31 protein-coding genes and 1 riboswitch are annotated in these 24,191 nt (G+C 75.3%); of the genes, 16 read left to right on the forward strand and 15 right to left on the reverse strand.

All coding sequences use genetic code 11. The features are described from left to right. Positions 1–3 precede the first annotated feature (3 nt). Together ACI797_RS05350 and ACI797_RS05355 are read left to right on the forward strand one after the other, a co-directional pair. Entirely contained in the window at positions 4–141 is a 138-nt protein-coding gene (locus ACI797_RS05350) for a hypothetical protein (protein ID WP_456857473.1), read from the forward strand. Further along, a complete protein-coding gene (locus ACI797_RS05355; RefSeq protein ID WP_456857474.1) occupies positions 138–563 on the forward strand; it encodes a VOC family protein in 426 nt (141 codons plus the stop codon). Before ACI797_RS05350 ends, ACI797_RS05355 begins: the two co-directional genes overlap by 4 nt. Positions 564–632: 69 nt before the next feature. On the opposite strand, the gene hppD is transcribed toward ACI797_RS05355, so the two are convergent. Beyond that, a complete protein-coding gene (gene hppD / locus ACI797_RS05360) occupies positions 633–1,838 on the reverse strand; it encodes a 4-hydroxyphenylpyruvate dioxygenase (protein WP_456857476.1) in 1,206 nt (401 codons plus the stop codon). 138 nt (positions 1,839–1,976) lie between these two features. On the opposite strand from hppD, the gene ACI797_RS05365 reads away from it, so the two are divergent. The 5 genes from ACI797_RS05365 (at position 1,977) to ACI797_RS05385 (ending at position 5,158) form a co-directional block, all read left to right on the forward strand. Then, positions 1,977–2,465 carry an Lrp/AsnC family transcriptional regulator gene (locus tag ACI797_RS05365; RefSeq protein ID WP_456857477.1) on the forward strand — a complete coding sequence of 163 codons (489 nt, stop codon included), beginning with the start codon at positions 1,977–1,979 and terminating at the stop codon, positions 2,463–2,465. A gap of 31 nt (positions 2,466–2,496) precedes the next feature. Then, the gene (locus tag ACI797_RS05370) at positions 2,497–3,033 is read left to right on the forward strand and encodes a COG4315 family predicted lipoprotein (protein WP_456857478.1); all 537 of its coding nucleotides are present in this window, start codon (positions 2,497–2,499) and stop codon (positions 3,031–3,033) included. Beyond that, positions 3,030–4,274: a D-arabinono-1,4-lactone oxidase gene (locus ACI797_RS05375; RefSeq protein WP_456857479.1), complete on the forward strand. Its 1,245-nt coding sequence runs from the start codon at positions 3,030–3,032 to the stop codon at positions 4,272–4,274. Before ACI797_RS05370 ends, ACI797_RS05375 begins: the two co-directional genes overlap by 4 nt. Before the next feature lie 78 nt (positions 4,275–4,352). Further along, positions 4,353–4,676, forward strand: a complete 324-nt coding sequence (locus ACI797_RS05380) for an ArsR/SmtB family transcription factor (protein ID WP_456857480.1) — start codon at positions 4,353–4,355, stop codon at positions 4,674–4,676. Next, on the forward strand, positions 4,673–5,158 hold the full coding sequence (locus ACI797_RS05385; RefSeq protein WP_456857481.1) for an SRPBCC family protein: 486 nt from the start codon (positions 4,673–4,675) through the stop codon (positions 5,156–5,158). The genes ACI797_RS05380 and ACI797_RS05385 overlap by 4 nt, the downstream gene beginning before the upstream one ends. Before the next feature lie 91 nt (positions 5,159–5,249). Here the strand turns inward: ACI797_RS05385 and ACI797_RS05390 are convergent, their stop codons facing one another. The 4 genes from ACI797_RS05390 to ACI797_RS05405 form a co-directional block, all read right to left on the reverse strand. Next, positions 5,250–5,579, reverse strand: a complete 330-nt coding sequence (locus tag ACI797_RS05390; protein ID WP_456540128.1) for a putative quinol monooxygenase — start codon at positions 5,577–5,579, stop codon at positions 5,250–5,252. Between the two features lie 111 nt (positions 5,580–5,690). Beyond that, a complete protein-coding gene (gvpJ, locus tag ACI797_RS05395; protein WP_456540131.1) occupies positions 5,691–6,002 on the reverse strand; it encodes a gas vesicle protein GvpJ in 312 nt (103 codons plus the stop codon). A gap of 5 nt (positions 6,003–6,007) precedes the next feature. Beyond that, positions 6,008–6,148, reverse strand: a complete 141-nt coding sequence (locus ACI797_RS05400; RefSeq protein ID WP_456857482.1) for a hypothetical protein — start codon at positions 6,146–6,148, stop codon at positions 6,008–6,010. 255 nt (positions 6,149–6,403) lie between these two features. Beyond that, on the reverse strand, positions 6,404–6,985 hold the full coding sequence (locus ACI797_RS05405) for an AAA family ATPase (RefSeq protein ID WP_456857483.1): 582 nt from the start codon (positions 6,983–6,985) through the stop codon (positions 6,404–6,406). A 118-nt stretch (positions 6,986–7,103) separates the two neighbouring features. Between ACI797_RS05405 and ACI797_RS05410 the strand changes: the two genes are divergently transcribed. Both ACI797_RS05410 and ACI797_RS05415 read left to right on the forward strand, forming a co-directional pair. Beyond that, positions 7,104–7,517 carry a VanZ family protein gene (locus ACI797_RS05410; protein WP_456857484.1) on the forward strand — a complete coding sequence of 138 codons (414 nt, stop codon included), beginning with the start codon at positions 7,104–7,106 and terminating at the stop codon, positions 7,515–7,517. A gap of 5 nt (positions 7,518–7,522) precedes the next feature. After that, positions 7,523–7,981 carry an SRPBCC family protein gene (locus tag ACI797_RS05415; RefSeq protein ID WP_456857485.1) on the forward strand — a complete coding sequence of 153 codons (459 nt, stop codon included), beginning with the start codon at positions 7,523–7,525 and terminating at the stop codon, positions 7,979–7,981. Here ACI797_RS05415 and ACI797_RS05420 read toward each other — a convergent pair. Further along, on the reverse strand, positions 7,978–8,700 hold the full coding sequence (locus tag ACI797_RS05420) for a DUF72 domain-containing protein (protein WP_456857486.1): 723 nt from the start codon (positions 8,698–8,700) through the stop codon (positions 7,978–7,980). The genes ACI797_RS05415 and ACI797_RS05420 overlap by 4 nt on opposite strands. Before the next feature lie 83 nt (positions 8,701–8,783). Here ACI797_RS05420 and ACI797_RS05425 point away from each other — a divergent pair, with 83 nt between their 5' ends. The 3 genes from ACI797_RS05425 to ACI797_RS05435 all read left to right on the forward strand — a co-directional run bounded on the left by ACI797_RS05425 (position 8,784) and on the right by ACI797_RS05435 (position 9,881). Then, on the forward strand, positions 8,784–9,233 hold the full coding sequence (locus ACI797_RS05425; protein WP_456857488.1) for a DUF1707 SHOCT-like domain-containing protein: 450 nt from the start codon (positions 8,784–8,786) through the stop codon (positions 9,231–9,233). Between the two features lie 10 nt (positions 9,234–9,243). Continuing rightward, entirely contained in the window at positions 9,244–9,588 is a 345-nt protein-coding gene (locus tag ACI797_RS05430; RefSeq protein ID WP_456857489.1) for a DMT family transporter, read from the forward strand. Positions 9,589–9,716: 128 nt separating this feature from the next. Further along, positions 9,717–9,881, forward strand: coding sequence for a hypothetical protein (locus ACI797_RS05435; protein WP_456857490.1), 165 nt, complete (start codon positions 9,717–9,719; stop codon positions 9,879–9,881). 28 nt (positions 9,882–9,909) lie between these two features. Here ACI797_RS05435 and ACI797_RS05440 read toward each other — a convergent pair whose 3' ends face one another. The 6 genes from ACI797_RS05440 to ACI797_RS05465 all read right to left on the reverse strand — a co-directional run bounded on the left by ACI797_RS05440 (position 9,910) and on the right by ACI797_RS05465 (position 16,496). Then, complete coding sequence (locus tag ACI797_RS05440; protein ID WP_456857491.1) at positions 9,910–11,625, reverse strand: glycoside hydrolase family 13 protein; 1,716 nt, start codon at positions 11,623–11,625, stop codon at positions 9,910–9,912. After that, on the reverse strand, positions 11,622–12,026 hold the full coding sequence (locus ACI797_RS05445) for a YkvA family protein (protein ID WP_456857492.1): 405 nt from the start codon (positions 12,024–12,026) through the stop codon (positions 11,622–11,624). The genes ACI797_RS05440 and ACI797_RS05445 overlap by 4 nt, the downstream gene beginning before the upstream one ends. A 94-nt stretch (positions 12,027–12,120) precedes the next feature. Continuing rightward, positions 12,121–12,882 carry an aggregation-promoting factor C-terminal-like domain-containing protein gene (locus ACI797_RS05450; RefSeq protein WP_456857493.1) on the reverse strand — a complete coding sequence of 254 codons (762 nt, stop codon included), beginning with the start codon at positions 12,880–12,882 and terminating at the stop codon, positions 12,121–12,123. A gap of 272 nt (positions 12,883–13,154) precedes the next feature. Next, a riboswitch (cyclic di-AMP (ydaO/yuaA leader) is annotated at positions 13,155–13,310 on the reverse strand. A 117-nt stretch (positions 13,311–13,427) separates the two neighbouring features. After that, positions 13,428–14,081, reverse strand: a complete 654-nt coding sequence (locus ACI797_RS05455) for a class I SAM-dependent methyltransferase (protein WP_456857494.1) — start codon at positions 14,079–14,081, stop codon at positions 13,428–13,430. 100 nt (positions 14,082–14,181) lie between these two features. Then, the gene (locus ACI797_RS05460; protein WP_456857495.1) at positions 14,182–15,009 is read right to left on the reverse strand and encodes an SDR family NAD(P)-dependent oxidoreductase; all 828 of its coding nucleotides are present in this window, start codon (positions 15,007–15,009) and stop codon (positions 14,182–14,184) included. Continuing rightward, positions 15,006–16,496: a flavin-containing monooxygenase gene (locus ACI797_RS05465; protein WP_456857496.1), complete on the reverse strand. Its 1,491-nt coding sequence runs from the start codon at positions 16,494–16,496 to the stop codon at positions 15,006–15,008. Before ACI797_RS05465 ends, ACI797_RS05460 begins: the two co-directional genes overlap by 4 nt. 70 nt (positions 16,497–16,566) lie before the next feature. Here ACI797_RS05465 and ACI797_RS05470 point away from each other — a divergent pair, with 70 nt between their 5' ends. Next, positions 16,567–17,274, forward strand: a complete 708-nt coding sequence (locus ACI797_RS05470; RefSeq protein WP_456857497.1) for a TetR/AcrR family transcriptional regulator — start codon at positions 16,567–16,569, stop codon at positions 17,272–17,274. Here ACI797_RS05470 and ACI797_RS05475 read toward each other — a convergent pair. Together ACI797_RS05475 and ACI797_RS05480 are read right to left on the reverse strand one after the other, a co-directional pair. Continuing rightward, complete coding sequence (locus ACI797_RS05475) at positions 17,186–17,866, reverse strand: SRPBCC family protein (protein WP_456857498.1); 681 nt, start codon at positions 17,864–17,866, stop codon at positions 17,186–17,188. The genes ACI797_RS05470 and ACI797_RS05475 overlap by 89 nt on opposite strands. 12 nt (positions 17,867–17,878) lie before the next feature. Next, positions 17,879–19,522, reverse strand: coding sequence for a lipopolysaccharide kinase InaA family protein (locus tag ACI797_RS05480; RefSeq protein ID WP_456857499.1), 1,644 nt, complete (start codon positions 19,520–19,522; stop codon positions 17,879–17,881). A gap of 109 nt (positions 19,523–19,631) precedes the next feature. On the opposite strand from ACI797_RS05480, the gene ACI797_RS05485 reads away from it, so the two are divergent. The 3 genes from ACI797_RS05485 to ACI797_RS05495 are packed head-to-tail and all read left to right on the forward strand — an operon-like array spanning position 19,632 to position 23,784. After that, the gene (locus tag ACI797_RS05485) at positions 19,632–22,061 is read left to right on the forward strand and encodes a phosphatase PAP2 family protein (RefSeq protein WP_456857500.1); all 2,430 of its coding nucleotides are present in this window, start codon (positions 19,632–19,634) and stop codon (positions 22,059–22,061) included. Then, a complete protein-coding gene (locus ACI797_RS05490) occupies positions 22,058–23,128 on the forward strand; it encodes a lysylphosphatidylglycerol synthase transmembrane domain-containing protein (protein ID WP_456857501.1) in 1,071 nt (356 codons plus the stop codon). Before ACI797_RS05485 ends, ACI797_RS05490 begins: the two co-directional genes overlap by 4 nt. Continuing rightward, positions 23,125–23,784 (forward strand): phosphatase PAP2 family protein, encoded by a 660-nt coding sequence (locus ACI797_RS05495; RefSeq protein WP_456857502.1) that lies wholly within the window; start codon positions 23,125–23,127, stop codon positions 23,782–23,784. Before ACI797_RS05490 ends, ACI797_RS05495 begins: the two co-directional genes overlap by 4 nt. Here the strand turns inward: ACI797_RS05495 and ACI797_RS05500 are convergent. Then, positions 23,723–24,154: a hypothetical protein gene (locus tag ACI797_RS05500; protein ID WP_456857503.1), complete on the reverse strand. Its 432-nt coding sequence runs from the start codon at positions 24,152–24,154 to the stop codon at positions 23,723–23,725. The two genes, ACI797_RS05495 and ACI797_RS05500, sit on opposite strands and share 62 nt — an antisense overlap. Between the last annotated feature and the right edge of the window lie 37 nt (positions 24,155–24,191).

Consider the following 24,191-nt stretch of genomic DNA (forward strand, 5'->3'; position numbering starts at 1 on the left):
CGCATGGCAGATCAGGACACCTTCCCCCGCCGCCTGCTCACCGCGCTCGGCACGTGCATGGGGCTCGTCGCGATGTGCTGCGGCGCCCCCGTCCGCCTGCGGGCGCTCACCGAGGCCCGCCTGGACGGGCACCGGCGGTGACCGCCCTCGCCGGCTTCAGCCACGTCGGCCTCAGCGTCCCCGACGTCGACGCGGCGGTCGCCTTCTGGAGCCGCGCGATGGGCTTCGAGCTGGTCGAGCGGCAGGAGGCGTTCGCGTTCCTGCTGCACCGGACGGCGCTGGTCGCGGTCGGGCTGACCGACCACGGCGGCGCGGTCACCGGCCCGTTCGACGAGCGCCGCACCGGCCTGGACCACCTGGCCCTCGCCGTGCCCGACGACGCGGCCCTCGAGGCCTGGGTGCGGCGCCTCGACGAGCTCGGCGTCGAGAACTCCGGCGTCGTCCGGACCGATGCCGGGGGTCACCTCAACCTGCGCGGCCCCGACGGCTTCCCGGTGGAGCTGTTCGTGCTCTCCCCCGCCGGGGCCGCCTGGCTGGGGATCGTCGCGGAAGCGACCTGGTGAGCTGCTGGAACGGCCCCGCTGCAGGCTCCGGCTGCGAGCGTGCGAGCGGTGGGGGGCGGCGGGGTCCTTTCAGAAGTTGCCGCGGCGCTCCTGCTCGCGCTCGATGGCCTCGAAGAGGGCCTTGAAGTTGCCCTTGCCGAAGCCGAGCGAGCCGTGCCGCTCGATGAGCTCGAAGAAGACGGTCGGCCGGTCGCCGGTGGGCTTGGTGAAGATCTGCAGCAGGTAGCCGTCCTCGTCGCGGTCGACCAGGATGCCCCGCTCCTGCAGCTCCTCGATCGGCGCACGGACGGTGCCGATGCGGGCCCGCAGCTCGGGGTCGGAGTAGTAGGAGTCCGGCGTCGTGAGGAACTCGATGCCCTCGGCGCGCATGGCGTCGACGGTGCCGACGATGTCGTTGGTCGCCAGTGCCACGTGCTGCGCGCCGGGCCCGCCGTAGAACTCCAGGTACTCGTCGATCTGCGACTTCTTCTTGCCCAGCGCCGGCTCGTTGAGCGGGAACTTGACCCGGTGGTTGCCGTTGGCGACGACCTTGCTCATCAGCGCCGAGTAGTCGGTGGCGATGTCCTCGCCGATGAACTCGGCCATGTTGGTGAAGCCCATGACCCGGTTGTAGAAGTCGACCCAGGCGTCCATGGCGCCGAGCTCGACGTTGCCGACGACGTGGTCGACGGCCTGGAACAGCCGCTTGGGCGCGCCCGGGCGCTTCACGAACGTGGAGTGCTTCTCGACGAAGCCGGGCAGGTACGGCCCGGAGTAGCGCGAGCGGTCGACGAGCGAGTGCCGGGTGTCGCCGTAGGCGGCGATCGCGGCCCGGCGGACGGTGCCGTGCTCGTCGGTGACGTCGTGCGGCTCCTCGAGCACCGTCGCCCCCTGCGCGCGGGCGTGGGCGATGCAGCGGTCGACGTCAGGAACGGTCAGCGCGATGTCGACGATGCCGTCGCCGTGCGCGCGGTGGTGGTCGGCCAGCGGGCTGGCCGGGTCGTAGGCGCCCTGGACGACGAACCGGGCGGCCCCGGAGGTCAGCACATAGGCGTGGTGGTCGCGGTTGCCGGTCTCCGGGCCGGAGTAGGCGACCAGCTCCATGCCGAACGCGGACTGGAAGAAGTGCGCGGTCTGCACCGCGTTGCCGACGGTCCACACCAGCGCGTCCCAGCCCGACACGGGGAACGGGTCGGTCGAGTCGTCGTGCTCGACCAGGCCGACGAGCTGCTTGAGCTGGTCGAGGTCCAGCTGCGCCAGGCGCTCCTCGTCGTTGAGCACCGAGTCCAGGCTCATGGCTCCTCCTTCGCGCACGGGGGTCGTGGTCCAGCGCACACCCGGTCCGGCGCACTGCGCAAGCGGTACGCCCGATGCTGTCACTGGTGACCGCTCGGTCTAGCGCTCACGGCCAGGTGCTGTGCAGACTGCACAGCCGTGGACACCCTCGACGTCGCCCTCCTCACCGCCCTGCGCGAGCACCCGCGGGCCGGCGACCTGGAGCTCTCCCGGCTGCTCGGCGTGGCCCGCGGGACGGTCACCGCCCGGCTGGAGCGGCTGGAGCGCACCGGCGTCGTCACCGGGCACGGGCCCGACGTCGACGTCGCCGCGGCCGGCTTCGGCGTCCAGGCCTTCGTCACCCTGGAGATCGCGCAGGGCGCGCTCGACGCCGTCCGGCACGACCTGGAGGCGATCCCCGGCGTGCTCGAGGCGCACGCGACGACCGGCAGCGGCGACGTCCTGTGCCGGGTCGCCGCGCGCTCCCACGAGGCCCTGCAGCAGGTGCTCGTGGAGCTGGGCCGCTCGCCCAACGTCGTCCGCTCGACCAGCGTCATCGCGCTGTCGGTGCTGGTCCCGTGGCGGCCGCTGCCGCTGCTCGCGGCCGAGGCGTCGCCCGGGGCCGGCCGGTCGGCGATGCGGCGTTGACAGGACCGCTGCTCCCGGCAGGATGACGGGCATGCAGCCGCGGGTGCGGGCAGCCGGCCTAGCAGGCGTCGCGTGCCTGCTCGTCGCCGGCTGCGGCGGCGAGCCGTCGTCGTCGGCGGCCGGGACGACGTCGCCGTCGACGTCCTCCCCCACCGCGACCTCGACGACGGCGGCTCCCTCGCAGACCACGCCCCCGCCCAGCCCGGTCGCGCCCGGTCAGGTGGTCACCACCGGGGGCAGCGACTACGGGACGATGCTGTTCGACGACGTCGGGCAGGCGATCTACCTGTTCGACCGGGAGACGACGAGCACCCCGGACTGCTACGACGACTGCGCCGTCGACTGGCCGCCGGTGCTCACCGACGGGCCGCCGGTCGCCGCCGGCGAGGTGCGCGCCGACCTGCTCGGGACGACGCCGCGCGAAGATGGGTCCGTGCAGGTCACCTACGCCGGTCATCCGCTGTACTACTACGCCCACGAGGACCCCGGGCAGGTCTTCTGCCACGACGTCGAGGAGTACGGCGGGGTCTGGCTCGTCGTCACGCCGGCCGGCACCCCCGCGCCGTGACCGGCGTCGGGACCACCTGGGCGGGCAACTACGCCTACCGGGCGGAGCGGCTGCACGAGCCGAAGACCCTCGAGCAGGTGCAGGAGCTGGTGGCCGCGGCGCCCCGGATCCGGGTGCTCGGCTCGCGGCACTCGTTCAACGACATCGCCGACTCGGCCGAGCTGCTCTCCCTCGACGCACTGCCGGCCGAGGTCGTCGTCGACCACGAGGCCGGCACGGTGTCACTGCCCGGCAGCATGCGCTACGGGGAGCTCGCCGGGGTGCTGGCCGGCGAGGGCCTGGCGCTGCACAACCTGGCGTCGCTGCCGCACATCTCGGTCGCGGGCGCGGTCGCGACCGCGACGCACGGCTCGGGGGTCGGCAACGGCAACCTGGCGACGGCGGTCGCCGCGCTGGAGCTCGTCACGTCGTCCGGCGAGCTCGTCCGGCTGGCGCGGGGCGACGACGACTTCGCCGGCGCGGTCGTCGGCCTGGGCGCGCTCGGTGCGGTCACCCGGGTCACGCTGGAGGTGGAGCCGGCCTACGAGGTGGCGCAGCGGGTGTACGAACGGCTGCCCTGGGACGCGCTGGCCGCCCACTTCGGCGACGTCATGGCCCGCGGCTACAGCGTCAGCGTGTTCACGCGGTGGGACGACGACGGCGCCCAGGTCTGGGTCAAGGACCGCGGTGGCGAGCTGGCCGGCGACGAGCTGTTCGGCGCCGTCCCCGCCCCCGAGGACCGCAACCCGGTGCCGGGCCAGGACCCCCGGTTCGCCACCCCGCAGCTCGGCCGGCCGGGGCCGTGGTCGGACCGGCTGCCGCACTTCCGCATGGGGTTCACCCCGAGCGCCGGCGACGAGGTGCAGTCGGAGTACCTGCTCCCCCGCGCCGACGCGGTGGCGGCGATCGGGGCGGTCCGCCGCCTGGCCGACCGGATCCGCCCGCTGCTGCAGGTGTGCGAGATCCGGACCGTCGCCGCCGACCGGCTGTGGATGAGCACCGCGTCCGACCGCGACTCGGTCGCCCTGCACTTCACCTGGCAGCCGCGGCAGCGCGAGGTCGAGGCGCTGCTGCCGGCCCTCGAGAAGGCGCTCGCCCCGTTCGGGGCGCGGCCGCACTGGGGCAAGGTCTTCACCGCCGGCGCCGCGCGGATCGCCCCGCTGTACGGGCGGCACGCCGACTTCGTCGCCCTCGTCGAGCGGCTCGACCCGCGCGGGGCCTTCCGCAACGAATGGCTGGAGAAGCGGGTGCTGCTCGGCTGAGCACGGTCGCCATGTCGACGAGGCGACAGGGCGCCATGTCTTGACGTCGACCCATCGGTAAGAGCAAACTTACCGTTCGTGGGGGCTGACCGAAGCGACGAGGGCTTCGCGGCGCTGGGCGATCCGACGCGGCGCGCCATCGTCGAGTGCCTCGCCGAGCGGCCCCGCGCCGTGGGGGAGCTCGCCGCGGAGCTCCCGGTCAGCCGCCCGGCGGTGTCCCAGCACCTCAAGGTGCTCAAGGACGCCGGCCTGGTGAGCGAGCGGTCCGCCGGCACCCGCCGGATCTACCGCCTCAACCCCACGGCGGTCGCGGCACTGCGGGACCAGCTCGACACCTTCTGGAGCCGGGCCCTGTCCGCCTACGGAGACGTCGTCGAGCAACCCGACAAGGAGCAGGGATGACCCAGGCACCAGCGGCGGTGGTCCGCCGGCAGATCGTCGTGGCCGCGCCGATCGAGCAGGCCTTCACCGTGTTCACCTCCCGGTTCGGCGAGATCAAGCCGCCGGAGCACAACCTGCTCGGCGCCCCGATCGCCGAGACCGTCTTCGAGCCGCGGGTCGGCGGGCACATCTACGACCGGGCCACCGACGGCAGCGAGTGCCGCTGGGCGCGGGTGCTGGTCTACGAGCCGCCGCACCGGGTCGTGTTCAGCTGGGACATCGGCCCCACCTGGCAGATCGAGGCCGATCCCGAGAACGCCAGCGAGGTCGAGGTCCGGTTCGTGGCCGAGGAGCCCGGCCGGACGCGCGTCGAGCTCGAGCACCGCCACCTCGACCGGCACGGCCCCGGCTGGGAGTCGCTGTCCGACGGCGTCGCCCACCCCGAGGGCTGGCCGCTCTACCTCGAGCGCTACGCCGCCCTGCTCGGCGGTCCGGCGAGCTGACCGGCCGCCGCGGCCGACCGTGTGCGCGAACTGGCAGCCCGGGGCGCTCCCACTGACGGTCTGCGCACACGGTCGGCGGGCAGACCCGATCTCAGGAGCGGTCGACCCGCAACTCCCCCAGCTCCGACCAGTCGTCCTGCGGGACCGTGAAGTTGACGATCCGCGGCGTCTCGGCGAGGTGCGGCGGGAGCTCCCGCTGCGCGGCCTTGAAGTGGTCGGACTGCACGTGCGCGGCGCCGGCGTCGCCGTCCCGGAACGCCTCCACCAGGACGTACTCGGTCGGGTCGTCCAGGCTGCGCGACCAGTCGAACCACAGGCAGCCCGGCTCGGCGCGCGTGGCCTCGGTGAACGCCTTGCTGATCGACGGCCAGTCGTCGGCGTCCTCGGGACGGATCCGGAACTTGGCGGTGATGAAGATCATCGGCCAAGCCTGTCAGCGAGTCGGCGCCCGCACCAGCCGCCGCCCGCCCCTGACCGGGGCGGCGGCTGCACGGTGCCCGGGTGGGGGCCTCCGTGCCCGGGAACCGGGGTCCTAACCGAACGGGTGCGACAGCTTCTTCTTGACCACCGACTTGGCCGCACCCTCGACGCCCTCCTCGAACAGGCCGGGCAGGCCCTTCGGCTGCTCGCCCGGGTAGAGGTCGAGCCGGTTCACCGCCTCGGCGAAGCGCAGGTAGGTGTCGACGCTGGCGATGACGACGCGCGCGTCGACGGTCAGCAGCTCGATGCCGAGCAGCGCGACCCTGACGTAGGCGTCGATGACGATGCCCTTGTCGAGGACCACGTCGAGGACGTCGGCCAGGCTGCTGGGCCGGGGGGCGCGGTTCACGGACGGTGCGGACACGGTCGCTACCTACCCGGCGGGGATCCCGCCATGCCGCCGCCCGGTGCGCCGCCGCCGGTCGCGGTGGTCGTGGTGTCGACGGCCACGGCCGGCGTCACCGTGCAGCCACCGCTCACGTCGCCGGTGACGGTGGCCAGCCGGCTCACGCCGCCGTCCTCCCTCGAACGGCACCCCCACCGTTCGCGAGGTCGGCGATCGTGAGCTCGAGGGTCCCGGGCACGCCCTCGGCGGCGCCCGGGTAGGGCCGCAGGCCGCGAGACCGACCGAGGCGGCGCCGATGCCCAGGAACCGGAGCACGCGCCGGCGGCCGGAGGAGGTCTCCGGGTCGGTCGCGAGGCCCTGGTCGACGACCTCCTCGTCTGGCCGGAGCTGGACGCCGGCCTGCGAGTTCGCTGGACGCCTCAGCGCGGTGGCAGGAGCTCGGCGAGGGTGAGCCGGTCGGCCTCCGACCGGTCCACGACCAGCGACGAGGCGACCCCTGCCGGCCCGTCGTCGGCCACCGTCCACAGCACGTCGTCCCACCGGGCGACGTGCCGGCGCATCGACCGCGGCGGGATGCTCCGGCCGCGGGCGGTCTGGCCGCCGGCGGCCTGCTGCGCCGAGGCGTCGAGCAGGACCAGCCGCACGGCGCGGCCGGCCCGCGCCGCGGCGGCGAGCACCGCGTCGCGCCAGCCCCGGTGCGTCCACGGATCGGTCAGGACGACGACCGGCGCGGCCGACCGGATGCCGCGGAGCACCCGCCGCCGGTGCCAGAGGTGCACCCACGGCCGCAGCAGCCGGTACGGCAGCCGGACGCCCGCCGCGCGCAGCCGCTCGGTGACCTGTTCGGAGTCGAACCCTTCGATCCCGGGCGGCGCACCGGCGAGCAGCCGGCGCAGCAGCGTCGTCTTGCCGCTGCCGGGCAGGCCACCGACGACGACGAGCACCGGACGGGCCGGGGACCGCGCGCCGTCCCGCGCGCGGGGGACCTCGGTCGTGAGCACGGACCGCTCCTCTCGTTCCCCTACCACGGTCCGCGCCCCGGCTGTGTTCCCGGTGTGCGTGCCCTGTGACCGCCGCCGCCCACAGGAACGGCACAGGAACCCGGTGGACGGTGGGCCCATGGCCGACCGACGCCCCGCGCTGACCGCCGCCCTGCTGGCCTCCCTGGCCGTCGTCGCGCTGCTCACCCTCACGCCCGACGGTGCCGGCTGGTCGTGGGGGGCGCCGACGTCCGAGCTGCGCTGGTACCTCACCGGCCTGGGCTCGCCGTCGGTCGCCCTGCAGCTGGTGGGCAACCTCGCGCTGCTGGTCGTGCCCGCCGCGCTGGCCGTGTTCCGGTGGCCGGTGCTCGGGCGGCTGCCGGCGCTCGCCGTCCTCGGCGTCGCCGCGGGCACCGGCATCGAGCTGCTCCAGTGGGCGCTGCCCCTGGGGCGGGTGGTCTCGCCGCTGGACGCCGTCCTCAACGCCACCGGCGTCGTGGTCGCGGGCCTGGCCGTCGCGCTGCTGAGACCCGCGTCCCTGGTGGTGAGATAGCGGGCATGGGCCCGACGCGGGTGACCCGGCACATCGCCGCCCCCCGCCCGGCGGTCTACCGGGCGCTGCTCGACCGCGACGCGGTCGCCCGCTGGAAGGTGCCGCCGGGCATGACCTCCGAGGTGCACGAGTGGGACGCACGCGAGGGCGGCCGGCTGCGCGTCTCGCTGACCTACGACGGCGCCGACGGGATCGGCAAGACGACGGCGCGCACCGACACCTACTCCGGGCACTTCGCCGAGCTGGTGCCCGACGAGCGCGTGGTCGAGGTCGACGAGTTCGAGAGCGACGACCCGGCGCTGCGCGGCGCCATGACGATCACGGTCACGCTCGCCGACGCCGATGGCGGCGGTACCGACCTGGTCGCCGTCCACGAGGGGCTGCCCGACGTCGTCCCGGCCGAGGCCAACGAGCTCGGCTGGCGGGAGTCGCTGGCCCGGCTGGCCGCGCTGGTCGAGGGCTAGACGAACGACCGCAGGGTCTCGGCGTTGCGGACCGCGTGGCCGAAGCCGTCGTTGTTGAAGTACACGTACGCGTCCCGGCCCTGGCCGGCCCACTCCCGCAGCCGGTCGGCCCACCAGCGCAGGTCCTCGTCGGGGTAGGAACCGGCGTAGAGGTGCGTGGCGTCGGGACCGTGCATGCGCACGTAGACGAACGGCGCGGTGGCCCGCAGCACGCACGGCAGCCCCGCCCCGCTCATGACGACGTAGGCGGCGCCGTGCCGCTCGAGCAGCGCGTACACCCCCTCGTCGTGCCAGCTGGGGTGCCGGAACTCGACGGCCACCCGCATCCAGTCCGGCAGCTGGGCCAGGAAGAAGTCGAGGCGGGCGTCGTCGCGCTCGTGCTTCGGGTGCAGCTGCACCAGGAACACCGCCCGCTTGTCGCCGAGCTCGTGCCAGCACTCCCGGAACCGCGGGATCCAGGCCTCGGGCCCGTAGAGCCGCTTGGCGTGGGTGAGGCCGCGCGGAGCCTTCACCGACAGCTGGAAGCCCGGCGGCAGCCGCCGCTGCCAGGAGGCGAAGGCCGCGGTGCGCGGCCAGCGGTAGAAGCTCGCGTTGAGCTCGACGGTGTCGAACCGCCGCACGTAGTGCCCCAGCCGTGCCGACGGCGGCGTGCCGGGCGGGTAGAGCACGCCGTCCCAGTGGTCGTAGCTCCACCCGGACGTGCCGATCCACACCGTCACCGCCCGACGGTAGCCAGTGGTGCACAGCGCCCGCACAGGATGGGGGCGCACTCTCGGCGCTGCCTGCGAGAGGGGAGCGCACGATGACCGCACCGACCGACGACACCACCGACGGCACCCGCGCCCGGATCCGGGCGTCGGACGCGCAGCGCGAGGCCGTGGTGCACCGGCTGCACGACGCCGTCGCCGCCGGCATGCTGACCATCGACGAGGGCCACGAGCGGACGACGGCCGCGTTCGCCGCCCGCTACGTCGACGAGCTGCCGCTGCTGACCGCCGACCTGCCCGACCCGGGACCCGCCGCGCCGGTCGCCCCCGGCTGGCGGGCGGTGGCCTCGACGGCCGCGCTGCAGGCCCGCACCACGCTGATGGGCGCCGGCTCGTGGGGCGCCGCCGACCGCACCCGGCGGCGGCTCGTGCTCCTCGCCGGCGTGTTCCTGGTGCTGCTGGTCGTCGTCGCCCTCACCGCCGCCGCCACCGCCGAGGCCGGCGACTTCGGCGGGTGGGACCACCACCGCGACCGCTGGGACTAGCCTTCGCGCGGTGAGGGAGGGTGGCGCGACCGGGTACCTGCTGCTGAGCGGGGCGATCGCCGCCGAGGTGCTGGCCACCTCGCTGCTCCCCCGCACCGACGGCTTCACCGTCCTGCTGCCGAGCATCGTGGTGGTCGCCGGCTACGCCACCTCGTTCCTGCTGCTGGCGCAGGTGGTGAGGACGGTGCCCGTCGGCCTGGCCTACGCCATCTGGTCCGCCGTCGGCACGCTGCTGGTGTTCGCGATCGGGGCGACGTTCCTCGGGCAGGCGGTCACCGTCTGGCAGGGGGTGGGCGCCGGCCTCGTCGTCGCCGGGGTGGTGCTCATCCACCTCGGTGGCCCGTCCGCCGCTTGACCTGCCGCGCCGACGCCGTCCCGGCGTGCCAGTGTTGGGGATAACGGTCGAGCGGGACCAGCGGGGAGCGGACCGTGCAGGGCCAACGGCACTGTCGGCTGCGGCCGGCCCCGCCATAGCGTGGCGAGGTGGCGGCGAAGGCGTTCAGGTGCCGGATGGGGCTGCACGCCTACGTCAAGGCGCACCCGGCCGACGAACGGCCGCACGGCCCTGATGCAGCGGAGGTCTGCCTCCGGTGCGGCAAGCGCCGTGAGGGCACCATCGGCGGGCTGCCGCCTGGCGTGGTGAGCTGAGCCGCTTCCCCCTGTGGCCGTCGGCGGGTCAGCTCAGGTGGAGGACGCGCGCCTCCCACGGCGCGAGGACGGCGGGGTCGCCGACCGGCACGTTGCCGAGCACGAGCTCGGCGCCGACCACCTCGGGCAGCAGCTCCCCGATCGGGCAGGGCCGGCTGGTCACGTTGCAGACCACGAGCAGCCGGTCGCCGTCGAGCGCCCGGGTGAACGCGTACACGTCGTCGGAGTCCGGCAGCAGCATGGTGAAGTCGCCGCGCGCGACGACCGGGTCCTCGTGGCGCAGCGCGATCAGCCGCCGGTAGTGCGCCAGCACCGAGGTGTCGTCGTCCCGCTGGGCCTCGGCGTTCCACCCGACGTGGTCGGGGTTGACCGGCAGCCACGGCGTGCCGGTGGTGAACCCGGCCGACGGCGTGGCGTCCCACTGCACCGGCGTCCGGGCGTTGTCGCGGCTCATCTTCCGCAGGCCGGCCAGGACCTCGGCGGGGTCCGCTCCCCCGGCCACCGCCGTCCGGTACTGGTTGACCGACTCGACGTCCTGGAAGTCCTCGATCGAGGCGAACGGGTAGTTCGCCATGCCGAGCTCCTCGCCCTGGTAGACGTACGGCGTCCCGCGGTGCAGGTGCAGCAGCGTGGCGAGGCAGGTCGCGGAGTCCCGGCGGTGCTCGGGCGAGTCGTCGCCGAAGCGCGACACCGCGCGCGGCTGGTCGTGGTTGTCCCAGTAGAGGGAGTTCCAGCCGACGTCGGCGAGGCCGGCCTGCCAGCGGCCGAAGGAGGCCTTGAGGTCGCGCATGCGCAGCGGCCGCAGGTCCCACTTCGACACCCCGTGGTCCAGGCCCACGTGCTCGAACTGGAACACCATGTCGACCTCGGCCCGGGCCGGGTCGGTGAACAGCCGCGCCTCCTCGACCGTGACGCCGGGCATCTCGCCGACCAGCAGCAGCGGGTTCTCGTGGCCGGCGAAGACCTCGCGGTGCATCTCCTGCAGGTACTCGTGGATGCGCGGCCCGCCCAGGTAGGACGCCGAGCCGTCGCCGAGGCCGGTGCCGGGGATCGGGGGCCCGTCGTGCAGCGCGCCGTCCGGGCCGACGTCCTTGGAGATCATGTTGATGACGTCCATGCGGAAGCCGTCGACCCCGCGGTCGAGCCACCACCGCATCATCGCGTACACCGCGTGCCGGACCTCGGGGTTCTCCCAGTTCAGGTCGGGCTGCTTGCGGTCGAACAGGTGCAGGTAGTACTCGCCGCTGGCCTCGTCGAGCTCCCACACCGACCCGGAGAAGAACGACGCCCAGTTGGTCGGCTCGGCGCCGGGGTCCCCGGCGGCCAGGCCGGCGCGCGGCGGCCGCCACCAGTACCAGTCCCGCTTCGGGGAGTCCGGCCCGGACCGCGATTCGACGAACCAGGGGTGCTCGTCGCTGGTGTGGTTGACCACGAGGTCCATGACCAGCTTGATGCCGCGCGCGTGCAGGGCGGCGATCAGCTCGTCCAGCTGGGCCAGCGACCCGAAGAGCGGGTCGACGTCCTGGTAGTCGGAGATGTCGTAGCCGTTGTCGGCCTGCGGCGAGGGGTAGACCGGCGAGAGCCACAGGACGTCGACGCCGAGGTCCGCGAGGTGGTCCAGCCGCTGCAGGACGCCGCCGAGGTCGCCGATGCCGTCGCCGTCGGAGTCGGCGAACGAGCGGGGGTAGATCTGGTAGACGACGGCGCTGGTCCACCACGGGGCGATGTCTCCCGACGAGGTCACGCGATCCCTTCCTTGGCGGCACCGAGCAGCCGCTCGATCAGCCGGGGGTTGCCGGGCCACGCCTCGAGCACGACCTCCCGAGGCACCTGCCGGGCGGCGTAGCGCAGCGCGAGCGCCACGACGACGACGTCGTCCAGGGGCCCGATGACCGGCAGGAACTCGGGGATGAGGTCGATCGGCGAGAGCACCCACAGCCCGGCGAAGCCGACGGCGAGCCTGGCCTGGCGCGGGACGGCGGGGTGCGCCCGCAGCCGGCGCACGGCGGTGACGCAGTCGGGCAGGAACCGGGCCAGCTCCTTCGCCGTCCCCTCGGGCAGGCGCCGGGCGAGCACGATCAGCACGGCCCAGGTGACCACCATGACGGCGGCGGCGATCGCGAGACCGGTCAGCCATCCGCGCATGCCGCGATCCTCCCCCACCGCCTCACACGCTGGAACGGCCCCTCTGCAGGGGCCCGCCGCGAGCGTGCGAGCGGTGGGGGGCAGAGGGGTCCTTCTAGTACCAGCCGGTGGACTGGCTGTGCGCCCAGGCGCCGCAGGGCGAGCCGTAGCGCTCGTTGATGTAGATCAGGCCGGCGTCGATCTGGCGGTAGGGGTCGGAGGTCTTCGCGATCCCGGTGCTCGCCCAGGTCGAGTCGAGGAACTGCGGGATCCCGTAGGCGGTGCTGGTCGGGTTCTGCGCGTTCGGGTTCCAGCCGCTCTCCCGGCCCCAGAGCTTCTCGAGGCAGGAGAACTCGGAGGCGTCGCCGCCGAGCTGCGCCAGCGCGTAGTCCTGGTACGAGCCGCCCGGGGCCGGCGCGGCGGCTTCCGCGGCAGCCGCCTGCTCGGCGGCCGCGGCCTCGGCGGCGGCCTGGGCGGCGGCCGCCTCCGCGGCGGCCTGGGCGGCGGCCTGCGCGGCCGCGGCCTCGGCGGCCTGCCGCTCGAGCTCGGCCTGCTCGGCGGCGGCCTGGGCCTGCGCGGCGGCGGTCGCGGCGTCCTCGCGGGTGGACCGGCTGGCGGCCAGGTCCTCCAGCGGCGCGAGGTCGTCCTCGGTCACCCGGGCCGGCCCGGACTGCGCGGACAGGCCGAGGGCCTGGGCGACGGCCACCGACTGGGTGGACCCGGCGTCGGCCTGGGCGGCGGGGTCGGCGCCGATCAGCACGTTGACCATGACCGCGCCGGCGGCGGCCACTCCGAGGTAGAGGCCGGGACGGCGCGACGGGGCGGGCAGCCGGCGGCGGGAGGCGGACGTGCGGGCGATGGTGGTGCGGAGGTTCATGGGTTGCGGTGCTCCGGTGGGGGTACGACGCAGCAGGGCGCGAGGCCGTGCTGCGCGGAGGGCGTGCGGGCAGCGAGGGCTGGCGCGGGGCACCGGGGAGGCGGCGAGGAGCCGGTCGAGCGGGGTGCTCGGGCGGTGGCCCGCGGGCGGCGGCGGCGTCAGGGACGGCCGCGTGCGCTCAGATGCGCGGGCACACCCGCATCCGGCCGGGCCGGGTGCTGCGGGAACGTGCGGGAGTGCAGGGGCAGGGGCGCGCCATCGGGGCGGCTCTCCGTTCTTCCGACGGCCGCCTACCGAGTTAGCTGACGGGTTCGGGCGGGAAGCAGCCCTACCGACCCCGGCCCTCGACGGGCCGCGGGTGCGGATTCACCCCAGTACTGCGGTGGGTCCCCGGCTCGCCCCGGGGGGCGACTCGGCGGCGCCCGCTCGGACTCCCCGGTGGGGATGTGACGACCGGTGCGGGCGGGAGCCACGGTAACCGCCGTGATCGGTTCGTGACAATCGGGGGCCGGGAGATTGCCGGGTGAGAAGCGTCGCGGAACGGCTCAGGAATACCGCCACACCGTCGTCCGGCGGATGCCCGGCCCCTCGGTCTCCGGCACGTCGTGGGCGGCGACCTCGGTGAGCCGGTCGGCCGGCAGGTACATCCGGCCCGGGTCGCCGATGTAGACCTCCGCGCCGGCCGCGCCCGCGCGGTCGAGGAACGGCAGCACCCGCTCGGTCATCTCGCGGTCGTAGCAGACGTCGCCGGCCAGGACGACGTCCACCTCCGGCGGCGGCCCGCCCAGCAGGTCGCCGGTGGCGCGGATGCCGGTCACCCCGTTGACCTCGGCGTTCACCTCGATCGCCGTGAGGCCGTAGGGGTCGACCTCGCTGGCCAGCACGTCGCCGGCGCCGGCCAGCGCCGCGGCGATCGCCACCAGTCCGCTGCCCGAGCCCAGGTCGAGCACCCGCCGCCCCGCGACGACGTCCGGGCGGTCGAGGACGAACCGCGCCAGCACCTGCCCGCCCGGCCAGGCGGCCGACCAGAACGGCGGCTGCGCCATGCCCTCTCCCGACCCACCCCCGTGCTCCACCTCCATGGCGTCCCACAGCGCGACGACGTCGTCGGCCACCTGCAGCGTCACCTCGGGCACCAGCGACGGCTGCGCCGGGCGGGTGTGGGCGCGGACGAAGGCGGCGGTCACGACGGGCGGCACGACGCCATCCTTCCCCCCTCCCCCGCGGCGATGTGCGTCTGCGGCGCAACCGGCCGCAGAACCCGCCACACACGCACCTCACCCCGCGCGACTGTCGCCGTCAGCGGCGGGCGAGGCGGGCGAGCGGGCGGCCGTAGGAGCCGGGGAACAGCCGCACCAGGACGTCGGGGAGCTTCGCGCTGGCGCCGATGAGCAGCCGCGGACGGCGCCGCTCGACGGCGTCGACGATCTGCGCGGCGGCCTTCTCGGGCGGGATGCGCAGCAGCCTGGCGAACTGCTCCCGCCCGCGGGCGGCCTCGGCCGGGTCGACGCCGGAGCCCACGCGCGCCGACTCCGCGATCCGGGTGCGGATGCCGCCGGGGTGGACGACGGTGACCCCCACGCCGTCGCCGGCCAGCTCCGCCCGCAGCGCCTCCGAGAACCCGCGGACGGCGAACTTGCTCGCCGCGTACGCCGCCTGCCCGGGCGGGGCGAGGATGCCGAAGATGCTCGACACGTTGACCAGGTGCGCGCCCGGGTTGGCCGTGAGCACCGGCAGCAGCGCGTGCGTCAGGCGGACGACGGCCCGGAAGTTGACGTCGAGCACCCAGTCGAACTCCTCGAGGGTCACCTCGTCGAAGCGCCCGCCGAGGGCCACCCCGGCGTTGTTGACCAGCAGCGTCGTCCCGGGGTGCTCGGCGGCCAGCCGCTCCCCCACCGCCCGGGTCGCCGCGTCGTCGGCCAGGTCGACGACGCGGGTGGTGACCGCGCGGCCGGGGCTCAGCACCCGCACGTCCCCGGCCACGCCGTCCAGCCGTTCGGCGTCGCGGTCGAGCAGCACCAGGTCGCTGCCCCGGGCGGCCAGCGCGTGCGCCAGCGCCTCCCCGATCCCGCTGGCCGCACCGGTGACGACCGCCGTCGCGCCGGCGAACACGAAGGGCCGCCTCACGAGAAGCGGATGCCCTCGTCCTCGAGCGGGCCGCGGCGCATCAGCCGCACGTCCTTGAGGTAGTTCTGGTGCAGCCGCCACGGCGCCCGCGACCCCTGCTTCGGCAGCTGCGCGAGGCTGCGCTGCACGTACCCGGACGTCAGGTCGAGGAACGGCGCGCTCGCGCCCTCCGGCGGCGGCACCGGCGTCGCCACCCGGTAGCCCTTCGCGTCCATGTGCCGCAGCAGCCGGCAGACGTAGCGGTTGACCAGGTCGGCCTTGAGCGTCCAGGAGGCGTTGGTGTAGCCGATGACCATGTCGAAGTTCGGGACGCCGGAGATCATCATCCCCTTGTAGGAGACGGTCGAGGACAGGTCGACCGGCTCGCCGTCGCGGCACAGCTGCATGCCGCCGATCGGCAGCAGGTTCAGCCCGGTGGCCGTCACGATCACGTCGGCCGGGATCGTCGTCCCCGACTCGAGCGCGACGCCCTCCGCGGTGAACCGGCGGATCCGGTCGGTCACGATCTCGGCCTTCCCCGACCGCAGCGCCCGGAACAGGTCGCCGTCGGGCACCAGGCACAGCCGCTGGTCCCACGGGTCGTACGGCGGGCTGAAGTGCGTGTCGACGTCGAACCCGGCCGGCAGCTGCTTGACCAGCCCCTTGCGCACGAACGCCTTCATCGCCTCCGGCCGGCGCCGGCTGAACTGGTAGAGCAGCGTGGAGACCAGCACGTTCTTCCAGCGCACGATCGGGTAGGCCCGCCGGGGCGAGAGCCGCTTGCGCAGCGCCTGGGCCAGCGGGTCCTTGCCCGGCAGCGACACGACGTAGCTCGGCGTGCGCTGCAGCATGGTCACGTGCCCGGCCTTCTCCGCGAGGCTCGGCACCAGGGTCACCGCGGTCGCGCCGCTGCCGACGACGACGATCCGCTTGCCGGCGACGTCGAGCTCGTCCGGCCAGTGCTGCGGGTGCACGATCTGCCCGGCGAAGTCCTCCTCGCCCTCGAAGCGCGGCCGGAACCCCTCGTCGTAGCGGTAGTAGCCGGAGCACACCGACAGCCACGAGCAGGTCAGCCGGACCGTCTCGCGGGTGTCGGTGCGCTCCGCGGTGACCGTCCACCGGGCGTCGGCCGACGACCAGTCGGCCGAGACGACGCGGTGGTGGAAGCGGATCGCCTCGGTGACCCCGTACTCCCGCGCGGTCTCCTCGATGTAGCGCCGGATGACCGGCCCGTCGGCGATCGCCCGCTCCTCGGTCCACGGCCGGAAGGAGTAGCCGAGGGTGTACATGTCCGAGTCGGAGCGGATGCCGGGGTACCGGAAGAGGTCCCAGGTGCCGCCGATCGCGGCGCGCGACTCGAGGATCGCGAAGCTCCTGCCGGGGAGCTCCTCGCGCAGGTGGCACGCGGCGCCGATGCCGGACAGGCCGGCGCCGACGATCAGGACGTCGACGTGCTCGGTCGGCGCGGGTGCGGAGGACGGGGTCTGCTCGAGGGGCTGCACTGCCACCCGCCGGACGTTATCGACACCGTGTCGAGAGCGTCAACACGACGTCGAGAACTCGGCTAGGCTGCCGGGCGTGACCGCTTCGACGCGCGGCCGCCGTCCGGTGCGCCCCTCCGGCGACGACCGGGAGCTGGCCATCCTCGGCACCGCCGAGCGGCTGCTCGCCGACCGGCCGCTGGCCGCGGTCTCCGTCGACGACCTGGCGCGCGGCGCCGGGATCTCGCGGCCCACGTTCTACTTCTACTTCCGGTCGAAGGACGACGTCCTGCTGGCGCTGCTCGACCGGGTCGTCGCCGAGGCCGACCGGGCGAGCGCGGCGGCCCTGGCCGCGCGCACCGGCGACCGGCGGCGCGACTGGCGGGCCGGCATCCAGGCCTACGCCACCACCTTCCGCGCGCACCGCGGCGTCACGCTGGCCGCCGCCGAGGCGCGGGTGACCAACCCCGAGGTCCGCGGGCTGTGGGCGCGGGTGGTCGAGCAGTGGGTCCGGCACGGCACGGCGCTGATCGAGGCCGAGCGCGCCGCCGGCGCTGCGCCGCCCGGCCCGCCGGCCCGCGACCTGGCCCTCGCGCTGACGGCGATGAACGAGCGCACGCTGCAGGCGACCCTCACCGGCGACGGCCCCGCGATCGGCGAGGACGACGTCGTCGACGTCCTGCTCGACGTGTGGCTCGCCGCGATCTACCGGACCCTCACGCCGCCGGCGACCGGGGCCGAACGGAACCGGGAGCCGTCCTCTCCGCGCGGACCCCGACCCCCCGCAGCATCTGGCGGGACATGACGAAGTCGGCCGGGACCACCACCGCCGCGTAGAAGGCGGTCACCCACCACGGCCGGAGCCGCACCCGGGTGCGGAAGACGAACCGGGTGCGCCCGTCGCCGACCCGGTCGAGCACGAAGGACCAGCTCCAGTCGATACCGGCGCCGAAGCGGTCCGCCCAGCCAGGCGGGAGGTGCTCCGTCGAGTGCAGGACGAGGTACCGCGGCGGGTCGAGATCGGCCACCACGAACGAGCACCCCGCTTCGGGCGGCCCGTCGAGGATGCGGTCGCCCACGGCGAGGTGCTGCCACTCGGGCACCACCGTCTCGGCGCTCGGTCCGTTGCGGGGGAACAGCAACCGGTCGACCCAGCGGGCCGTGTACCACTGGCCACGGCCCCACCCCATCTGCGCCAGCCACGGCCACACCCGCTCGGGCGGGGCGTCGATCGTCGTCGCGTGGGTGGTGACGATCTGCGGCTCGCGGCACACGCCGTCCCCGGGCAGCGGCCGGTGCCGCTCCGCGGGGGTGGCCCCGTAGCCGCGGCCGAGCCACTGGAGCACGCCGTAGCCGACGGTGGCCACCGCGGCCAGCGCCGCCTTGATCCCGGGCATCCCGTCCTCCGGTCAGAGCAGGCCGCCGGCCCGCAGGTTGAGCGCAACGAGGACGGCGGTCAGCAGCACCCCGCCGACGGTGGCGACGGCGAGCAGCACCCGGCGCATGCTCCACCGCTGCACGCGGACCCGCGGGTGCGGGGGCAGGAGGGCGGCGAACTCGGCGACGAGGTCGCGGCCGGTGGCCTCCATCCGCCGGCGGAGCTGGCGCGGCACGGTGAGCGAGCTGGTGGCGGCGAACGCCTCGGCCAGCTCCTGCCCGGAGAAGAAGGCCTCCGCCCGCCGCACCAGCCGGGCGGGCTCCACGGCGAGGGCGAGCACGAGCAGCATGTCCGCCAGGTCCACCGCCTGCCGCCAGCGCGAGGGCCGCAGCTCGCCGAAGGAGACGTCGACGAGGTACACCTGCCGTCCCCGCACCAGCAGGTTGGACGGCTTGACGTCCCGGTGCGCCGCGCCCGCCGCCCACAGCCGCCGCACCTGGTCCAGCGCGTCGTCGACCACGGCGTCGTCCACCGGGGCGTCGAGCAGCTCGACGGCGCCGGGCACCAGCTCGGTCACGAGCAGGTACTCGCGGCCGGCCTCCACCTCCACGACGCCCACCGGCTCGGGCACGCGCACGCCGCCGTCGCGCAGCAGCCGCAGCATGTAGTCCTCGTGCTCGGCCAGCCGGCGGACGGAGGTGAACGGGGCCTCGTCCTCCAGCCGGCCGTACCGCAGCACGCGCGCCAGCTTGTACCAGCGGTCGGAGCGCACGTGGCCGGTCGCGTACAGCTTGCCGAAGAGCACGCCCGGCGGGGCCTCGGCCACCTGCAGCCGGCACGGGGTCGACCCGGCCGACCCGTCGAGCCGGTACGGCTCGAGCGCGGTCAGCGTCAGGCCGAGCTGGTCGCGCACCGCGGCCCGGACCCGGTCGGTCCGCGCCCCGTCCAGCTGCAGGTGCGCCTTGACCGTCCGCCGGTAGGTGACGGGGAAACGCGCCTCGGGGGCGAGCAGGTGGCAGGCGAGCGCGGCGGCCGCGGCACCCAGGACGGCGCTGGCCAGCGTGACCGCACCGCCGGCCAGCCCCAGCGCCACCCGGGTGCCGCCCAGGAGGGCGACGAGCAGCGCCGCGACGGCCCACCCCCAGCGCCGGGCACGGCCGGACGGCGTCAGCACCAGCACGGCGGCCGCGGCGACGGCCGAGAGGACGACGACCGGCCACGCGGGCAGCTCGTAGGCCTCCGGTGACCCCGTGACGCCCTCGCGGACCACCTCGGCCAGCCGCGCATCTCCGGCCGCCAGCTGGGCCAGCGCGGCGGTGACCGAGACCGTGCCGACGAAGACCAGCAGGTGCCGCCACCGCGCCGTCCACACCAGGACCGCCGCGACCGGCAGCCACAGCGTCCGGTAGCGCAGCGCGCCGCCGACCCCGTCGAGCCACCGCCAGAACGCCTCCGGCCCGTCGACGAGGCTCCGGACGGCGTCGTCGAACCCCACCGGCCGGACGGCGGGCAGCACCAGCAGCGCAGCCGCGGCGACCGCCAGCGCCGTCGCCCAGCCCCAGACGACCCGGGGTGCCCGGCGTGGCGCGGCGTCGAGCCCCGAGGGACGCCGTCGGCCGTCCGGCCAGTCCGGGCGGCGGGCGCCGGGCAGCGCGACGGCAGGGAGCGGCTCCACGTCGATCATGATCGACGCCGGGGGTCCGGGGCGCCGGGGGCGCGCGGTCCCACCCCGAGGGCCGGAAGACCCTGCCCGGCGCCACCGTGCGCGGTGTCGACTCGCTGCCATGGATGCCACGCTGACCACCGGTGCGCGCCGGGCCCCCCGCACGGGCGCCGGGGACCGGGCCGCGGGACGGCCGGTGCGCCACCCCACCGACCTGGTCCGGGTCCTCCTCGGGCTGGCCGTCACCGGCATCGGCTTCCTCATCGCCCAGCAGGGCGAGCTGTCGGCGTTCGAGCGCGACCTCTTCCGGCTCGTCAACGACCTGCCGGGGATCCTCTTCCCGGTCGTCTGGGCGGTCATGCAGCTGGGCAACGTGGTCGCCGTCCCGGTGGTGGCCGGCCTCGCCGCGGTCACGCGACGGTGGCGGATGGCCCGCGACCTGCTGATCTCGGGACTCCTCGCCTACGTGACCGCCGACTTCGTCAAGAGCGTGGTCGGCCGGGAGCGGCCCGGCGGACTGCCCGTGGGCGCCGTGCTGCACGAGGGACCGATCACCGGCCTCGGGTTCATCTCCGGCCACTCGGCCGTCGCGGCCGCCCTCGCCGCCGCCGCCGCGCCCTACCTGTCCCGGCGCGGCCGCCGGATCGTCTGGACGCTCGCCTGGCTCGTCGCGCTGGGCCGCGTCTACGTCGGCGCCCACCTGCCCCTCGACATCGTCGGCGGGCTCGCGACCGGCTGGGCGATCGGGGCGCTGGTGCACTGGGTGTTCGGCGTCCCCCGGTGGCACCCCGACGCCGCCCGCGCCGGCCAGCTGCTGCGCCGCCTGGGCCTGCCCCTGCACGACCTGGGGCCCGCCGGGGTGCGGGCGCGCAGCTCCCACCCCTTCGAGGGGGTCGACGCCGGCGGCCGGCGGCTGTACGTGAAGCTGCTGGACCCGGACCCCTTCGAGCGCGACTGGCTGCACCGCCTCTACCGCCTGCTCGTCTTCCGCGACGTCAAGGACGCCGACGCCGTGGCCCCGCTCGACCAGCAGGCCCAGCAGGAGGCGTTCGCGGCACTGACCGCCCGCGAGTGCGGCGCGCGCGTCCCCCGGGTCGTCCACGCCCGCGGGGACCACCGGGGCGCCGTCGTCGTGCAGGAGTACGTCACCGGGCGGCCGCTGGACGAGCTGCCGCCGGGCGACGTGACCGCGGACCTCCTCCATGAGGTCTGGCAGCAGGTCGCGCTCCTGCGCGAGGCGGGCATCGCCCACCACGACCTCGTCGCCTCCAGCGTGCTCGTCGACGAGCAGGGGCGGCCGTGGATCGTCGACTTCGGCAACGCCCGGACCTCCGCCGACGAGCAGGAGCAGGCCGGCGACCACGCCGAGCTGATGGCCTCCCTGGCGCTGCGCCTCCCCCCGGCCACCGTCGTCGACAGCGCGGTCGACGTCCTCGGACCCCGCGCCGTCGGCCACGCGCTGCCGGGTCTCGCCCCGCTGTCCCTGACCGCCGCCACCCGGGCCGGGCTGGCCGGGCACGACGACCGCCTCGGCGAGCTGCGGCAGGAGGTCCGGGCCCGCGTCGGGATGCCCGACCCGGACCGGCCCGCCTTCCCGCCACCCGGCCTGCCCGCCCGGCTGGCCGCCGCCGCCGGCACCCTCGCCGTCCTGGTCGGGGTGCCGGTGCTGGGCGATGCCACCGCCGTCGTCGAGTCGGTCGAGGTCGGCGGCTGGCGCTGGCTGGGCGCCGGGCTCGCGCTCGCCGTCCTGGCCCGTGCGGCGACGGCCGCCGGTGCGCTGGCCGTCGTCGATCGGCGGCTCGCGCTGGGGCGCACCTACGGCGCGTCCATGGTGGCCGACGGCGCGACGCTGCTGCACGGCCGCGTCGGCTGGCGCCGGGCCGCCGCCCGCTACCTGGAGCGGGCCGGGGTGCAGCCGGTCACCGCCCGGCGGGGCGTCGACCGCTTCACGGCCGGCGCGGTCGTCGCCGCCGTGGTCGTCGCGGTCGCCGCGCTGGTCCTCGCCTTCGTCGAGGGCGGCCTCATCGCCTGGCGGGCGCCGGCCGCCATGGTCCCGGCGGTCGTGCTCGGGGCGGCCGCGACCGCGCTGGTGCTCCTCGGGCAGTGGCTGGCGGGGCGGCACGACCCGACGCTCCGCGACGACCGGGCGGAGGCCCGCCGCGGGCTGGTCACCAGCCTGCGCGAGGGCATGCGCCGGGGCGACGACGTCGAGGCGTCGTGGCGACGGGGCCCGCTGCTCGGGTGGGCGGCGCTGGCCGTGGTGCTGGAGGCCGCGACGCTGGCCGCGGTGGTGCACGCGGTCGGCGGCGACCTCCTCCTGCTGGAGACGGTGTCCGTCTACGCGGTGCTGCACCTGCTGTGGTCGGTGGTCCCGGTGAGCGGGACCCCGGGCGCCGCCGACCTGGTGCTGCTGCTCGTCCTCACCGCGCTCGGCGCGCCGCTGGCCTCGGCCTGTGCCGCGGTCCTCGTCTTCCGGCTCCTCACCTTCTGGCTCCCGGCGGCCGGAGGAGCACTGCTGGCCGGCCGCTTCGAGCGCCGCCTGCTGCTGTGACCGCGACGGAGCCCCGGCGGGCGCTCCGCGCGCGGATCGGCAGCGCGGCCCTCACCGTGCTGGTCGCCGTCGTCATCTTCGCCGGCGTGCTGCCCCGGATCGGGGACTACTCCGCGGCGTGGGGGCTCATCCGCGAGCTGTCCCGCCCGGAGGTGCTGCTGCTGGCGGCCGTCGCCCTGGTCAACCTGTTCTCCTACGCGCCGCTGTGGGCGGTGGCGCTGCCGGGTCTGGGGCTGGGCCGGGCGATGCTGACCGACCAGGTCTCGACGGCGATGTCGAACACGCTGCCGGCGGGGTGGGCGGTGGGCGCCGGGGTCAACGCGGTCATGTTCCACACCTTCGGGTTCGGCGCCGACGAGATCACCCGCGCCATCGCGCTGACCGGCATCTGGAACAACCTGGTGAAGCTGGCCATGCCGGCGCTCGCCCTGGCCGCCCTCGCGGCCACCGGGGACGTGACCGAGGGCCTCGTGGTCGCGGCCGTCGTCGGCGTCGTGGTGCTGGCGGGAGCCGCCGGTGCGCTGATCGCGGTGCTCGCGCACCCGCGCGCGGCGGCGGTGGTGAGCGGCGCCGCCGAACGGGTGGCCGGCGTCGCGTGCGCGCTGGTCCGAAGGCCCCGCCCGAGCGGCTGGGTGGCGCGGACCGAGAGCTTCCGCGACGACTCCCTCGCCTTCGTCCACGAGCGCTGGACCCGGCTCAGCGCCGCCGCGGTGGCCAGCCACCTGGCGCTGTTCCTGCTCTTCCTCACCACCCTGCGGCTGGTCGACGGCGCCGGCAGCGACATCTCCTGGCTGGTCGCCCTCGCGGTCTTCTCCGTGACGCGGCTGGTCACGCTGGTGCCGGTGACGCCCGGCGCGCTCGGGGTGGCCGAGCTGAGCTACGTCGCCGGGCTGACCGCCGTCGGCGTCGACGGCACGGCCGCCACCGCCGTCGTGCTGCTCTTCCGCTTCCTCACGTGGTTCCTGCCGATCCTCGGTGGGGTGGTGGCCTGGCTGCTCTACCGGCACGGCGCCGGTGTCGACCACCACCTGCACGCGCGCGAGCTGGTCCGGGACGGAACGGGATGACGACGACCGTGCGGCGCCGGCCGGCCGACGCGGTGACCGCCGCCGCGGCCGGGGCGGTGACCGCCGCCTGCGCCGTCGCCGTCGCGGGCGGCACGGTCGGGCCGCTGGAGCGGTCGGTCTTCCGGTTCGTCAACGAGTGGCCCGACTCCGTCACCGGCGTCCTGTGGCTGTTCCAGCTGCTCGGGGTCCTCGGCATGCCGTTGCTCGTCGCGATCCCCGCCGCCGCCACCCGGCGCTGGCGGCTGGCCGCCGCGCTCGTGCTGCTGGTGCCGCTCAAGCTGGTCGTCGAGCGGGCGGTGCTCAAGGAGCTGGTCACCCGCGAGCGGCCCGGCACGACGATCCCCGGCGCCGTGCTGCGCGACGTGCCGTCGGCCGGGGCGTCCTTCCCGTCCGGTCACGCGGTCATCGCCTTCGGCGTCGTGGTCCTGCTGCTGCCCTACCTCCGGCGGCGCTGGCAGGTGGTGGTGCTGCTGCTCGCCGTCCTCAACTCGCTGGCCCGCATCCACCTCGGTGGCCACGCGCCGCTGGACGTCGTCGGCGGGGCCGCCGCGGGCGTCACCGCCGGCGCCCTGCTGAACCTGCTCGTCGGGGTGCCTACCGCTGCCCGAACGTCCGCAGCCGGACCAGGGAGACGAGTGCGGCCAGCAGGCCGATGACCGCGCCGACGATGCCGATCCAGAGCACGATCCGGACGACGGTCTCCCAACCGGTGCTCAGGTCGAACGGGAAGACCTGCAGCACCCGCACGGTCGCGACGAGGCCGAACGCCGTCGTCACCAGCGTGCCGGCCGGGGCGAGCCAGCCCTCGGGGCGCACCAGCTGCACGAGCGCGACGACGATGCCCGCGACCAGCGCGGCGTCGACGAACGGCAGGACCAGCGCCATGTCGTCGGTGAGGAACGGGACGACGTCCCAGCCCGGCCAGACGTGGACGAGCACCAGCAGGACGGCGTTCGCCAGCACGCCGGCCACGGCGTTCGCCCGGCGGGCGGCCGTGGACGGCGGGCGGGTCAGCTGCTCGCTCATGACCGGCACGCTAGGGCCGTGACCGGTCGCCTTGACC

The organism is Geodermatophilus sp. SYSU D00691 (genome assembly GCF_054050275.1).

Coding starts and splice junctions, on each gene's coding strand:
- ACI797_RS05495 (WP_456857502.1), top strand. CDS start 23,125: ATGACGACGACCGTGCGGCGCCGGCCGGCCGACGCGGTGACCGCCGCC.
- ACI797_RS05475 (WP_456857498.1), bottom strand. CDS start 17,866: ATGCCCGGGATCAAGGCGGCGCTGGCCGCGGTGGCCACCGTCGGCTAC.
- hppD (WP_456857476.1), bottom strand. CDS start 1,838: ATGAGCCTGGACTCGGTGCTCAACGACGAGGAGCGCCTGGCGCAGCTG.
- ACI797_RS05350 (WP_456857473.1), top strand. CDS start 4: ATGGCAGATCAGGACACCTTCCCCCGCCGCCTGCTCACCGCGCTCGGC.
- ACI797_RS05425 (WP_456857488.1), top strand. CDS start 8,784: ATGACCGCACCGACCGACGACACCACCGACGGCACCCGCGCCCGGATC.
- ACI797_RS05450 (WP_456857493.1), bottom strand. CDS start 12,882: ATGAACCTCCGCACCACCATCGCCCGCACGTCCGCCTCCCGCCGCCGG.
- ACI797_RS05485 (WP_456857500.1), top strand. CDS start 19,632: ATGGATGCCACGCTGACCACCGGTGCGCGCCGGGCCCCCCGCACGGGC.
- ACI797_RS05415 (WP_456857485.1), top strand. CDS start 7,523: ATGGGCCCGACGCGGGTGACCCGGCACATCGCCGCCCCCCGCCCGGCG.
- ACI797_RS05410 (WP_456857484.1), top strand. CDS start 7,104: ATGGCCGACCGACGCCCCGCGCTGACCGCCGCCCTGCTGGCCTCCCTG.
- ACI797_RS05370 (WP_456857478.1), top strand. CDS start 2,497: ATGCAGCCGCGGGTGCGGGCAGCCGGCCTAGCAGGCGTCGCGTGCCTG.
- ACI797_RS05445 (WP_456857492.1), bottom strand. CDS start 12,026: ATGCGCGGATGGCTGACCGGTCTCGCGATCGCCGCCGCCGTCATGGTG.
- ACI797_RS05385 (WP_456857481.1), top strand. CDS start 4,673: ATGACCCAGGCACCAGCGGCGGTGGTCCGCCGGCAGATCGTCGTGGCC.
- ACI797_RS05500 (WP_456857503.1), bottom strand. CDS start 24,154: ATGAGCGAGCAGCTGACCCGCCCGCCGTCCACGGCCGCCCGCCGGGCG.
- ACI797_RS05390 (WP_456540128.1), bottom strand. CDS start 5,579: ATGATCTTCATCACCGCCAAGTTCCGGATCCGTCCCGAGGACGCCGAC.